The following is a 12500-nucleotide window of genomic DNA, read 5'->3' as shown; positions in this document are numbered from 1 at the left end:
TCAAGGCGACGCACTTGGCGACTATCAGTAAGGATATCCATACCGACAGTCAGCTACAGACCGGATGAACTCGCAAGACGGCCGTCCTCGGACGAGTACGATGCACATGGTGGCCAGCATCCTGCAATCCGTCGACCAACCAATACCAGTTGTAGGTCGACTCGACCACCACGCCGGCCAATTCGTCTTGCCACCGAGCCAGAAAGCCAATGATCTTCGCGATATCGTTGGGCAGCCGCTTCTGCGCCACAACCCGATCACCATCGTCGATCACAGCGACAACGCTGTTGTTGGAATGCAGATCAATTCCGCTGTACATCATCTTCTCCTCCTCATGCCAAAGTGATTCGATGACCTCGAACTCACTTTAGCTCCACCGCCTTCTTGGTTGCGAAGGCCGGCTAGATGATCTTCAGTGCTGGACTATCTCCGTAATCCTGCGCTCGCTCCACCGTCCGTACGGGCTCGTTTGTGCTCGACAGGTCGAGTTCTTGCGAAACCTACCATCTTCGCCAACCGTCCACCAGGAGAGGTTGAACGTCGATAAGTTCATCATCGTTGCGTGCAACATTAGCGATTGGAAAAAATGGCAAAATTGAGACTGTCAAGGATAGATCAGGGTAGAACGGAACTTATCCCCGTAATAAACCCAATGCTGTTTGGGGTTCTGGGTGCGTATTGGGAGGATTAATCATGGCAGGTATTGAACAATTGCGCAGGCGAGAGGGAGTGAACCTGGTCCAACTCGAGGCGGACATTGCGTCGGTGCGCTCGGGAAGCTCTATTACTTCCATTGCTCTGCCTGATTACGTCGAGCACACCGCGGGCGTGACGCGCGTCGGCGCGCTCAGTGCAGAAGCGGTCGTTCGCGACTATGAGTCCGCTGCAAAAGAGATCGAGGCGATGGGCACCGAGTTGATCGACGCCGCACAAAAATGCGAGGCGCTGACAGCTCAAGTCCATGATGCGATCGCCTTCATGCGAGAAACGGCGGCGGGGTATCGTGAAGAGGGACGGAAGATCTTCAAGCGCATCGAAGAATGCGCGCTGTTCACCGAAGACGTCCGCAAGACATGCGAACAGGTCAAGCGCAGGATGGTCGAAGTCTCGGTAGGCCCATCGTCCGAGGAGGAGCTTGCGTCGCAAGAGCCCGAGCTGAGTGGGATCGCCGCCAAGGTGTCGATGAGCGAGATACGGTGAGGCGGGCGTAGAGCGTAGCTCGTAGGATGGGTTGAGCTCTTGCGAACCGGTCGTCGCGTGCAGCGCCGATACGTATCGCTTCCGTCGAGCTACGGCGGACAAGTCGCTCCACCCATCCTACGGTCTGCGAAACCCATCATCTAAACACAGGCTCGAGCACAAAGTCTCAAACCACGGGCACGAGCACAACGCCAAAGTACTGACGGGCACAATAGTAACCTGCCATTCGCGAGACCCGAATGGCGGGTTACGCCCTCGGCTAATTCTGGCTCTGCCAGATTGATGGGTATCGCTTCCACCTTCGCGCGTTGAGCGACGGCGGGCAAGTCGTGCACGCATCCTATGGGCTAGTGTGTCGGCGTCAGGTTGATCGTCGAGGAGGCCAGACGGCTCGGGGTTTAGTGCACTGTCAGCGTAATTCCCATATTGAATGATGCGTATGCTTCGCTCCATTTATGTACCGCTTATGCGAGGCCCCTTACCGGCGTTTGCATTATCCTTGCAAATTCGTCTAGATCACGAAGAATATCGACTAGATCGCCTACGTCGCTTCGCTCCAAATGTTTGATAACTTGGTTTGACGTGATCGAAAGACCAAACTTTTCCTGAAACTGCCCATTAAGCGCGGCGAACGCCTTCTTTCCCGAGGAAATGGCCGTCCTTCGAAGAGGCTCTTTCCAGTCCTGCTCGAAGAGTTCGAGAGCCTCTTTGACAACTGTGGAAGGGTCCTTCGCGCTCCGCGTCGCGAAATATCTTACTCAATTTGACACATATCGGCCCAACGCGTCCGCCTTCTGGCCAGCTACGATGCCGTCAAGCATTTGGCCGACGTCACTGGCTGATATAGTCCTTCAAGGACTTGAAATTGCGAAACCGAATGGATTTGAACATTGTTGGTCCAGTTTGATTTTGGGACGCAAATCAATTACACGCGCAAGTTGTCACATGTCTATTTTTTGTCAAAGAAGCAAAAAGGGGATGGCGAACGCCACCCCCTTATTTTTCGGGCGCCCGGGCGCCAAGCCCGGGCTCTAGCAATCTTCGCTCGCTCTCCCCCTCACGAACACCCAGTCGTACTTCCACACGTATCGCACTTCATGCACGTGCCATTCCGCACCAGCGTGAAGTTGCCGCACTCTGAGCACATCTCGCCTTCGTAGCCTTTTGCCTTGGCTTCCGCGCGGCGCTCGGCCTTGGAGGGCACTGCGGTTTGCGCGGTGCCGGCCTTGCTCCACTGCAGCTGCCCCAGCTTCTCGGTGGGCGAGAGGTCGTGGCTCACTTCCTGCTTCAGCGCGACCGCGCCTTCGAGGACATCGCCGGCGCGGCTTGCGCCGTGCGAGGCCAGCGAAGTGACCTTGGAGCCGCCGGTCGGAGCGCTGTCGTTGCCTTGCGAGACTGCGGTCGAGCCGCCGCGCATCACGACGAGGTTGTCGGTGCGGGAGCGGGTGAGGCCGCGCGACACCAGCTTGGTGGCGCGGTGGCCCGCGTCTTCGTCCGGCTCCTTGCCTTCGTCGACGCCCTTGCCGAGCGCGTCGAAGCCGGTCTCGCTGGGATCGACATGGGCGAGGTCGAAGCGGGACAGGTAGCTCACCGCCAGTTCGCGGAAGACGTAGTCCAGGATCGAGGTGGCGTACTTGATGCTGTCGTTGCCCTGCACGGGGCCCGCCGGCTCGAAGCGGGTGAAGGTGAAGGCGTCGACATATTCGTCGAGCGGCACGCCGTATTGCAGGCCGAGCGACACGGCGATGGCGAAGTTGTTGATGAAGGAGCGAAGCGCCGCGCCTTCCTTGTGCATGTCGATGAAGATCTCGCCGATGCGGCCGTCATCATACTCGCCGGTGCGCAAGTACACCTTGTGGCCGCCGACCACCGCCTTCTGGGTGTAGCCCTTGCGGCGATCCGGCATCTTCTCGCGCTCGCGCATCACGATGATGCGCTCGACCAGCTTCTCGACGATCTTTTCCGAGACCTGGGCGGTCCGCGCCGCCATCGGCTTGTCGTAGAGCTGCTCGACCGCATCGTCCTCGTCCTCATCATCGCTGATGAGCTGCGAGTTGAGCGGCTGCGAGAGCTTCGAGCCGTCGCGGTAGAGCGCGTTGGCCTTCAGCGCCAGCTTCCACGACAGCATGTAGGCGGACTTGCAGTCCTCCACCGTGGCGTCGTTCGGCATGTTGATGGTTTTTGAGATCGCGCCCGAGATGAAGGGCTGGGCCGCCGCCATCATGCGGATGTGGCTCTCGACCGACAGATAGCGCTTGCCGATCTTGCCGCAGGGATTGGCGCAGTCGAACACCGCGTAATGTTCTGCCTTGAGGTGCGGAGCACCTTCCACCGTCATCGCGCCGCAGATGTGGACGTTGGCCGCCTCGATCTCACGCTTGGTGAAGCCGACGGCCTGGAGCAGGTCGAAGCCGGGGGCGGCAATGGCTTCCGCGCCAATGCCGAGCTGGTCGCGGATGAAGTCCTCGCCAAAGGTCCATTTGTTGAAGGCGAACTTGATGTCGAACGCGGTCGGCAAGGCTTTCTCGACCTTGGCGATGGCTTCATCGGTAAAACCCTTGGCCTTCAGCGTCGAGGCGTTGATGCCGGGGGCGTTGGAGAGCGAACCGTGGCCGACAGCGTAGGCCTCGATCTCCGCGATATCGCTCTCGCGATAGCCGAGCGTGCGCAGCGCGGCGGGGACCGCGCGGTTGATGATCTTGAAGTAGCCGCCGCCGGCGAGCTTCTTGAATTTCACCAGCGCGAAGTCCGGCTCGATGCCCGTGGTGTCGCAATCCATCACGAGGCCAATCGTACCGGTCGGCGCGATCACCGTGGTCTGGGCGTTGCGATAGCCGTGCTTCTCGCCGAGCTCGAGCGCGGCATCCCAGGCAGCCTGCGCGTGTCCGACAAGGTCGGCCTGCGGGCAGGAGACGAGGTCGAGCGGCACCGGGTTGACCGCGAGCGCCTCATAGCCGTTGGACTGGCCGTGGGCGGCGCGGCGGTGGTTGCGGATCACGCGCAGCATGTGCGCGGCGTTCTTCTTGTAGCCGGGGAAGGTGCCGAGCTCGGAAGCGATCTCCGCCGAAGTCTTGTAGGTGATGCCGGTCATGATCGCGGTCAGCGCGCCGCAGAGCGCGCGGCCTTCCTTGCTGTCATAGGCAAGGCCCATGGTCATCAGGAGGCCGCCGATATTGGCGTAGCCGAGGCCGAGGGTGCGGAACTCGTAGGAGAGCTCGGCGATCGCCTTAGACGGGAACTGCGCCATCATCACGGAGATTTCGAGCACGAGCGTCCACAAGCGGCAGAGGTGCTCGTAGCCCTCGACGTCAAAATGCTTGGTCGTGGCGTTGTAGAAGGTCAGCAGATTGGCGGAGGCAAGATTGCACGCCGTGTCGTCCAGGAACATGTATTCCGAGCACGGATTGGAGGCGCGGATGTCGCCGGATGCCTTGCAGGTGTGCCAGTCGTTCATGGTGGTGTTGAAGTGCAGGCCCGGGTCGGCCGACGCCCAGGCGGCGTAGCCGATCTTCTCCCAGAGGTCGCGCGCCTTCAGCGTCTTGGTGATCTTCTTGGTCGTGCGGCCCACCAGATTCCAGTCGCCGTCGGTTTCCACGGCGCGCAGGAAGTCGTCCCGCAGCGAGACCGAGTTGTTGGAATTCTGGCCGGAGACAGTGAGATAAGCCTCCGAATCCCAGTCGGTGTCGTAGACGTCGAACTGGATGTCCTTGTAGCCCTGCTTGGCAAACTGGATGACGCGCTTGATGTAGTTGTCGGGCACCAGGCTGCGGCGGGCGAGCTTGATCTCGCGGCGGAGCGCCGGGTTCTTCTCGGGGTCGAAGCAGTCGTCGCCCGAACCTTCGCAATTGACGCAGGCCTTCAGCACCGCCTTGAGGTGCTTCTGGTTGATCTTGGATCCGGTGACCAGCGCAGCAACCTTCTGCTCCTCCTTCACCTTCCAGTCGATATAGGTTTCGATGTCGGGGTGATCGACGTCGACCACGACCATCTTGGCCGCACGACGCGTGGTGCCGCCCGACTTGATCGCGCCCGCAGCGCGGTCGCCGATCTTGAGGAAGCTCATCAGGCCCGATGAGCGGCCGCCGCCGGAAAGCTTTTCGCCTTCGCCGCGCAGGCGGGAGAAGTTGGAGCCGGTGCCGGAGCCGTATTTGAACAGGCGCGCCTCGCGGACCCAGAGGTCCATGATGCCGCCCTCGTTGACGAGGTCGTCACCGACGCCCTGGATGAAGCAGGCGTGCGGCTGCGGGTGCTCGTAGGCCGATTTCGACTTGGTCAGCTTGGCGGTGAAGGGGTCGACGTAATAATGGCCCTGGCCGGGACCGTCGATGCCATAGGCCCAGTGAAGACCGGTGTTGAACCATTGCGGCGAGTTCGGCGCGACCATCTGCTTGGCGAGCATGTAGCGCAGCTCGTCGTAGAACGTCTGGGCGTCTTCGTCGGAGGTGAAGTAGCCGCCTTTCCAGCCCCAATAGGTCCAGCAGCCGGCGAGGCGGTCGAACACCTGTTTTGCGCTGAGCTCGCTGACATAGCGCTCTTTCTCGGGCAAAAGAGCGAGGGCCTCGGTGTCGGGCACGGAGCGCCACAGGAAGGAGGGGACGGATTCCTCCTCGACCTTTTTCAGGCGCGCGGCAACGCCGGCTTTGCGGAAATATTTCTGGGCCAGCACGTCGGAGGCGACCTGCGACCATTCGGTCGGCACCTCGACGTTTTCGAGTTTGAACACCACCGAGCCGTCGGGATTCCTGATCTCCGACGTGGTCAGCCGGAAATCGATTCCCGCGTAAGGTGACTGTCCCTGGGTGGTGTGGCGCCGCTCAATCCGCATGGTCTTGCCCCGTCCTAATTGTGACCGGACCGCCTCCGTTCAGGCGTGCCGGGCCGATATTTCGTTTCGCGAGTCCTCGAAGGGCCTTTGCCGGCCTTAAGGCTTCGCAGTTCAAGCCGGTGGATCCGGCCCAGTTTCTCCCGGCGCGATTGCTTCGGTGCACGCACCTTGCATCCGCCGGCATGTCCACACCCATCCGCCCCCAAGGGGATGTGCGCGACATGCGTTCAACGCCCCTACGTCACGTCTTCAACCTTTTGCCATCCGAGCCTGTTGCCGGCCCGTTCTGGCGCCCGAAAAGACCGCCTTCCGAGGGCAGACAAGCCCTCATCCCGCTGCCCTTGTCTGGCGTGGCGGAGTGCCGTTTTGCGGACCCTTTGGGGAGTGCCGGCGGGACGCAAACACACTCGCGCCGAACGGACCGAAAGCTAGGACTCTCCGTTGCGCCCGTCAAGAACTAGTGCGAGTTCCTGAATCAAATACTAAATATGGTGGACAGCGGGGGAAAACAGGGGGCGAGCCCGCGCCTGTTGTGGAGGCAAGTATCAGTGAGTCCTCAGGGATTCCCAACCGAAAAAAATTGCATCCGGTGATGCTGCACGTGCTTCATCCCGCTGTTCACAGGGCAGGTATATTTTTGAGCAACGGGGTTGCCTAACCGGGACTCACGTAGGGCTACGGACGGTGAGGGCAGGCATGCCCGGGGAGGTGGTGGTCGGAGGCCCGAATCCGCGCCAAGCTGACTTCGTTTTCCGCCGGGTACCCCACATGCTTGATTCGACTCGGCCGCTGCTGCGGCCGCGCATCGCGCCGGCCGGCCTGATGTTCCTTGCCATCACCTCGGTCGGCTGGGGTTTTAATTGGCCGGTCACGAAGTTTCTGCTGGCCGAACTGCCGCCGCTGACGCTGCGCGGGGTGACCGGCGTGCTCGGGGCGGTGCTGCTGGCAGCGCTCGCGCTGATCCGCCGCGACAGCCTGAAGGTTGCGCAAGAGATCTGGCCGCGGCTCCTGATCGCGGGGCTGCTCAATGTCACCGGCTGGATGGTGCTGATGGGGCTGGCGCTGCTGTGGCTGCCGGCCAGCGAGGCCGCGCTGATCGCCTACACCATGCCGGTCTGGGCCTCGCTGATCGCCTGGCCCGTGCTCGGCGAACGGCCGACGGTTCTGCGCACCATCGCGCTGATGATGGCGTTCGCGGGCCTCGCCTCGATCATGGGCGGCAACGGCTTTGCCGCCATCGAAGAGAAGCTGCCGGGCATCGTCATGGCGCTGGCCGGGGCGGCCGGCTTTGCGCTCGGCACGGTGCTGCTGAAGAAATATCCCATCCGCCTGCCGCCGATCACGGCGGCAGCCTGGCAGATCGGCGTCGGCTGCCTGCCGGTCGCCATCGTCGGCCTCCTGGTCGAGACCTCGCATCTGGAATTGGTGACGCCGGTCGGCTGGTGGCTGCTGGTCTATTCGACCGTGGTGCAGTTCTGCATCGCCTATGTCAGCTGGTTCGCCGCGCTGTCGCGCCTGCCGGCCTCGGTCGCGGCGATCGGCACCATGGCGGTCCCGGTGATCGGCGTGGTGGCCTCGGCGATTGCGCTGGGCGAGCCGCTCGGGCCGGGCCAGATCGCCGCGCTGATCTTCACGCTGGCAGGCGTGGTGCTGGCGACGCGTTAGATTCCTGTTTGACTAACCCGCCGCCCCGCCGCCGTTCAGCGCCCTGCGGATCATGTCGGCGAGCTGGTTGCGGCGGTAGGGTTTGGTCAGCAGCATCACGCCGTCGTCGAGCTTGCCGTGGTGGACGATGGCATTGTCGGTGTAGCCGGAGGTGTAGAGCACTCTCACGCCAGGCCGCCGTTTTGCCACCTCTTCGGCGAGCTCGCGCCCGCTCATGCCGCCGGGGATGACGACGTCGGTGAACAGCAGATCGAAGGCCTGGCCGGCCTCGATCAATTGCAGTGCGGCGCGGCCGTCCGGCGCGGCAACCGTCCTGTAGCCGAGGCTCTGCAGCTGCGCGGTGACGAAGTTGCGCACGAGATTGTCGTCCTCGACAACGAAAATGGTCTCGGCACCACCTTCGGCCGGCAGCGCGGCGGGGATGGCCGCCTCGGGCGCGCCTTCGCCCGGCGGCAGATAGAGCTTGATCGTGGTGCCGTGGCCTTCCTCGCTGTAGATCTTGATGTGGCCGCCGGACTGCTTGACGAAGCCGTAGACCATGGAGAGGCCGAGGCCGCTTCCCTTGCCGACCTCCTTGGTGGTGAAGAACGGCTCGAACGCCTTCTCCTGGACGTCAGGCGGCATCCCGGTGCCGGTGTCGCTGACCGCGAGCATCACGTAGGGACCGGGCCGCACCTCCGCATTGGCCTGCGCGTAGGACTCGTCGAGCACGACGCGGTGGGTCTCGAGCAGCAGCTTGCCGCCGTTCGGCATGGCGTCGCGGGCGTTGATGGCCATGTTGAGCACGGCGTGGGTGAGCCTGGACGGATCGATGTGCGAGGTCATCGGCCCCTGCTCGAGGACGGTCTCGATCTGGATCTGCTCGCCGAGGGTCGGGCGCAGCAGCTTTGCGATGTCCGATATCGCGGCGTTGATCTCGACATTGCGCGGCTCGAGCGGCTGCCTGCGCGCGAACGCCAGCAGGTGCTGGATCAGTTCGGCGCAACGTTCGGCGGCATCGTCGATCAGGCGCGCCGTGCGCTGCAGCTCGGGCTGCCCCTTCAGGCTCTCCACCAGCGTCTCGGTGTTGCCGGAGATCACGGTCAGCATGTTGTTGAAGTCGTGCGCGACGCCGCCGGTCAGCTTGCCGATGGCATCCAGCTTCTGCGACTGCTGCAATTGCCGCTCGGTCTCTCGCGAGATGGTCGCGTCGTGATAGACCAGCACCGCGCCGGAGATGGCGCCTTGCCCGTCGCGCATCGGCCGGCCGCTGATCATGAGATGACGGACGGGATTGCCGCTGTGGGGGCGGACGATCATCTCCAAATTCTCGAACTGCTCGCCGCGCAGCACGCGCGCCGACGGCAGCTCTTCGGACTTGAGCGGCGTCGTCCCGTCGCCATGGAAGACGTCGGATAGCGCACGCAAATTGCGAAGGTTCATGCCGGTCCGATGCAGCAGCATGCGCTCCGCCGCCGGATTGGACAGCAAGACGTTGCCTTCGGTGTCGATGACCAGCACCGCCTCCGCCATGCTGTGAAACGTGCTCTGGAGCACGTTGACCGACAGCCGCAGCTCGTCATGCGCGGTGACGAGATGCTCGGTGCGTTCGGCCACCGCCGCCTCGAGCATCTCCTTGGCGGCCGTGGTCTCGGTCAGCGTGCTCTGGAGCGCCACCTTTGTGCGCTGGCTTTCGCGCATCAAGAGCGCGACCAGGAGCAGGATCAGCATGGCGCCGGCGACGTCGATGCCGAGCAGTACGATGCCGGTGCGACGCGAATCCGACGTGCGCGTGGCGAGCTGCCTCTCTTCTTCCGCGCTCAGATGGTCGAGATTGGCCATCACCGCTTCCATCAGGCCGCGGCCCTCGGCCTTGCCCTGGAGGGCGGCAATGCCGGCAAGGTCGTTCTCGGTGCGCAGCCGCATCGCTTCGGCGGCAATCTCCATCCGGCGCTGTGCGAGGGGTTCGGTGCTCTCCATCAGCGCGACATGATCGGGCTTGTCGCGGACGGCCTGCTTGAGGTCGGCCAGTGCGGGTGCGATCCGGGCGCGGGTCGCCTGGAATTCGTCGCTGAAGCCCGGGGTGCGGTAGATCTCGTAGCCGCGCGCCGCGCTCTCGGCGCGGCGGAGCAGGACGCGCACGTCGGAGATCTTCTTCAGGACCTCGATAGTGTGGTTGACCCAGGCCGCGTCGGACCGCGACTTGACGTCGAGTCCGATCGAGGCTGCGGTGATGATCAGGAGGATGGCAAGTCCAGCACCGAGAATGACGCGCTGCGTTGGAATCAAGGGGCTTCTTTCTTGTCCATCGACTGTGCGCGCTCGCCGGGTCCGGCGATGCATTCCCGGATCGTGGTCAGCAGCGCGTCCGGCGTGAACGGCTTGCGCAGGCAACGCGTCGCGCCGAGCTCAAGCGCCATGCGCAGAAAGTCGGGCGAGGGCGAGGCCGCCGCCGCGAAGGCGTAGCCGGACATCGCGATCAGGGGAATCGCGGGCGCACGTTCGTGAAAGATGCGGATGGATTCGAAGCCGCGCATATGCGGCATGAAGATGTCGACCAGCATGACGTCAAATGTCTGCGCCTCGAGCGCAGCAAGCCCCGTTTCTCCGCCGTCGGCCAGCGTGACGTCGAAGCCCTGACGTTGGAGGAGGACCTCGATGGTCGCGCCGACCATCGGATCGTCATCTACCACGAGGATACGCGGCATGACATTTCCCAGTAGATCGAAGTCCCCATACTGATTGCTGATATAGGCGAATCGTGTGCCGGGTCAATTTTGGATTGGACAGCATTAGGTATGCACGGTGAAGTGCATAACGGGGGCTAAAAAGTTCCAGTCTGCACCGCGAATAGGCGCGGCAGTTCGACCCTGCGAATGGGTTCCATTCTATTCCAGGCAGCGGCGCAATTGGGTCTTGATCGTCAACGATGCCACGCCGGGCGTTGCAGGCATCTGCGCGCCGGCAACGGGAGGTCGTCCATCCGCAAACCTCCGGCCAAAACGCATGGACGGCGCCGATAATTGTCGGCGCCGCCCCGACCGATGGCCGATCGTTTGCCTTCAGGCCGTATTACGGGCAGGGATGACGCAGGCCATCATAGCCGAGATAGGTGCCCGACGCCGGGTCGTAGGACCTGTAGCGCTGGGCGCAGTAGGCCGCGGAATCGCCGCCGGTATCTGGCACGACCGCCACTGTCGGCTCGTCATAGTAGGTGTCGCCATAGTAGTAGGGATCGTCGTAGTAGCCGCCGCCATAGTAGGCGTACGAGCCGAGGCCGCCGATCGCCGCACCCGCCGCGAAGCCTGGCCAGAAGCCGCCGCCGCGATGATGATGACGCCAGCCGCCGCCCCAATTGCCGCCACCCTGCCAGTTGCCCGCGGTTGCGACGCTGCGGGTACCGCCGAAGGACGGCGAGATCGCGGGTCGAGTCACCGGGCCAGCTGCGAAGCTGCCGCCGCTTGGACGTACCGCTGTGCCGCCTGCGAAGCTGCCGCCGCTCGGACGTACCGCTGTGCCGGCCGCGAAATTGCCGCCGCCACCGTGGAACGCCGCGCCGCCACCGCCCATCCGTGCGCCACCGCCGAAGCCGCCGCCACCCATGCGCGCGCCGCCTCCGCCGAAGTGAGCACCGCCGCCACCGCCGCCGACATGGGCGCCGCCTCCGCCCAAGGCGGGACGATTCTGCGCGAAGCTCGGGGTCGCCAAGGGAAGAACCAGCGCCACTGCCGCAGCGGCACTCAAAACCTGCAGACTTTTCATGATCAAACTCCTTTCCCGGAAGCCAAACCCCATCAAAGCGTGGTGGTTCCAGGATCACGCGCGTTTGCGTGTGTGCAGCCAGCCTCTCATCCGGCCGCTGTACCGTTGATGAACGGATCGCGTCCGATTTGCGGCGCCGGCTTGCGGGGGTACTGCGTTTCGACTGGGGCGCCGAACTGGACATTTCGGTGCCCGGATGGCATCAGGACCCCACGAAGCAGGGTCCTTGCCGCATGAAACAGTTCTTCCTCAAGCTATTCACCTGGTGGAATGGCCAGACCTTTGGCACCCAACTCTGGACCAGGCGGTATGGAGAGCTGGTGGGCGAGGACGAGCAGGGCAACCGCTATTATCGCACCCGCGGCGGGACGATCGATCCCACGCTCGGCTTCGAGCGGCGCTGGGTGATCTACAACGGCTACGCCGAAGCGAGCCGCATTCCGCCGTCCTGGCACGGCTGGATCCATCACGTCGTCGACGTGCCGCCGACCCAGGAGACTTACCAGCAGCGCGAGTGGGAAAAGCCGCACCAGCCGAATCTCACCGGCACGGCTAAGGCATACCGTCCGTCCGGCTCGACCCTCGCCAGCGGCAAGCGGCCGAAGGCGACCGGCGACTACCAGCCCTGGACGCCCGGCTAGACTCGCGCACGTCTCTCTGTTCTGACCGCTCGCGCCGGATGCATGCATCCGGCTGACACTGCTGTGGACAACGGGAACAGCGGGGACGCCGCCTGCGCGGCCATTGCGCCCAGGCGAGCGATACGGCTCAATAATCCCATCTTGCGGAGATGGGAGACCATCGCGTTCGGTTCGGGCAACAGTTCGCGACTGTCCCGAAATGCAGCGGCCGCCGACCAGGACTCGATCGGGAGATAGGCCCCCGGTCTGGAAGCTCCGAAATCGCCCGATGAAATGTGCAGCCGCCGTAAGACAGGAAAGGCCGCTCGGGAAACCGAGCGGCCTTTTTCTGGTGCGCCCAGCATGGGTGCACTCTTATGGGTGAAAGTCCCATCGTGAGTTGATCACAACGAGCGAAGTGAAGCGCAACTGCATGAGGGCGACCGATT

8 protein-coding genes are annotated in these 12500 nt (G+C 63.2%); 3 read left to right on the top strand and 5 right to left on the bottom strand.

The window, feature by feature from the left end; genetic code table 11:
• Window positions 1-49 precede the first annotated feature (49 nt).
• Window positions 50-322 carry a hypothetical protein gene (locus tag IVA82_RS03025; RefSeq protein ID WP_247385266.1) on the bottom strand — a complete coding sequence of 91 codons (273 nt, stop codon included), beginning with the start codon at window positions 320-322 and terminating at the stop codon, window positions 50-52.
• 371 nt (window positions 323-693) lie between these two features.
• Here IVA82_RS03025 and IVA82_RS03020 point away from each other — a divergent pair, with 371 nt between their 5' ends.
• Window positions 694-1200 carry a hypothetical protein gene (locus IVA82_RS03020; protein ID WP_247385265.1) on the top strand — a complete coding sequence of 169 codons (507 nt, stop codon included), beginning with the start codon at window positions 694-696 and terminating at the stop codon, window positions 1198-1200.
• A 1057-nt stretch (window positions 1201-2257) separates the two neighbouring features.
• On the opposite strand, the gene IVA82_RS03015 is transcribed toward IVA82_RS03020, so the two are convergent.
• Complete coding sequence (locus IVA82_RS03015) at window positions 2258-6025, bottom strand: vitamin B12-dependent ribonucleotide reductase (protein ID WP_247385264.1); 3768 nt, start codon at window positions 6023-6025, stop codon at window positions 2258-2260.
• 768 nt (window positions 6026-6793) lie between these two features.
• Here IVA82_RS03015 and IVA82_RS03010 point away from each other — a divergent pair.
• Complete coding sequence (locus IVA82_RS03010; RefSeq protein WP_247385262.1) at window positions 6794-7690, top strand: DMT family transporter; 897 nt, start codon at window positions 6794-6796, stop codon at window positions 7688-7690.
• Between the two features lie 12 nt (window positions 7691-7702).
• On the opposite strand, the gene IVA82_RS03005 is transcribed toward IVA82_RS03010, so the two are convergent.
• The 3 genes from IVA82_RS03005 to IVA82_RS02995 all read right to left on the bottom strand — a co-directional run bounded on the left by IVA82_RS03005 (window position 7703) and on the right by IVA82_RS02995 (window position 11431).
• Window positions 7703-9958, bottom strand: coding sequence for a CHASE3 domain-containing protein (locus IVA82_RS03005; protein WP_247385260.1), 2256 nt, complete (start codon window positions 9956-9958; stop codon window positions 7703-7705).
• Window positions 9955-10377: a response regulator gene (locus IVA82_RS03000; protein ID WP_247385258.1), complete on the bottom strand. Its 423-nt coding sequence runs from the start codon at window positions 10375-10377 to the stop codon at window positions 9955-9957. The genes IVA82_RS03005 and IVA82_RS03000 overlap by 4 nt, the downstream gene beginning before the upstream one ends.
• Before the next feature lie 364 nt (window positions 10378-10741).
• On the bottom strand, window positions 10742-11431 hold the full coding sequence (locus IVA82_RS02995; protein ID WP_247385257.1) for a BA14K family protein: 690 nt from the start codon (window positions 11429-11431) through the stop codon (window positions 10742-10744).
• Between the two features lie 233 nt (window positions 11432-11664).
• Between IVA82_RS02995 and IVA82_RS02990 the strand changes: the two genes are divergently transcribed.
• On the top strand, window positions 11665-12072 hold the full coding sequence (locus tag IVA82_RS02990) for an NADH:ubiquinone oxidoreductase subunit NDUFA12 (RefSeq protein WP_247385255.1): 408 nt from the start codon (window positions 11665-11667) through the stop codon (window positions 12070-12072).
• The last annotated feature ends 428 nt before the right edge of the window (window positions 12073-12500 follow it).

This window comes from Bradyrhizobium sp. 142, from assembly GCF_023074015.1.
Lineage (GTDB): Bacteria > Pseudomonadota > Alphaproteobacteria > Rhizobiales > Xanthobacteraceae > Bradyrhizobium.
Note: the sequence above shows the minus strand (reverse complement) of the source record. Positions and strands in the feature narration are given on the sequence as shown.

Excerpts from the sequence above, each read along its gene's own strand:
- IVA82_RS02990 (WP_247385255.1), top strand. The coding sequence starts at position 11,665 with ATGAAACAGTTCTTCCTCAAGCTATTCACCTGGTGGAATGGCCAGACC.
- IVA82_RS03015 (WP_247385264.1), bottom strand. The coding sequence starts at position 6,025 with ATGCGGATTGAGCGGCGCCACACCACCCAGGGACAGTCACCTTACGCG.
- IVA82_RS03010 (WP_247385262.1), top strand. The coding sequence starts at position 6,794 with ATGCTTGATTCGACTCGGCCGCTGCTGCGGCCGCGCATCGCGCCGGCC.
- IVA82_RS03000 (WP_247385258.1), bottom strand. The coding sequence starts at position 10,377 with ATGCCGCGTATCCTCGTGGTAGATGACGATCCGATGGTCGGCGCGACC.
- IVA82_RS03025 (WP_247385266.1), bottom strand. The coding sequence starts at position 322 with ATGATGTACAGCGGAATTGATCTGCATTCCAACAACAGCGTTGTCGCT.
- IVA82_RS03020 (WP_247385265.1), top strand. The coding sequence starts at position 694 with ATGGCAGGTATTGAACAATTGCGCAGGCGAGAGGGAGTGAACCTGGTC.
- IVA82_RS02995 (WP_247385257.1), bottom strand. The coding sequence starts at position 11,431 with ATGAAAAGTCTGCAGGTTTTGAGTGCCGCTGCGGCAGTGGCGCTGGTT.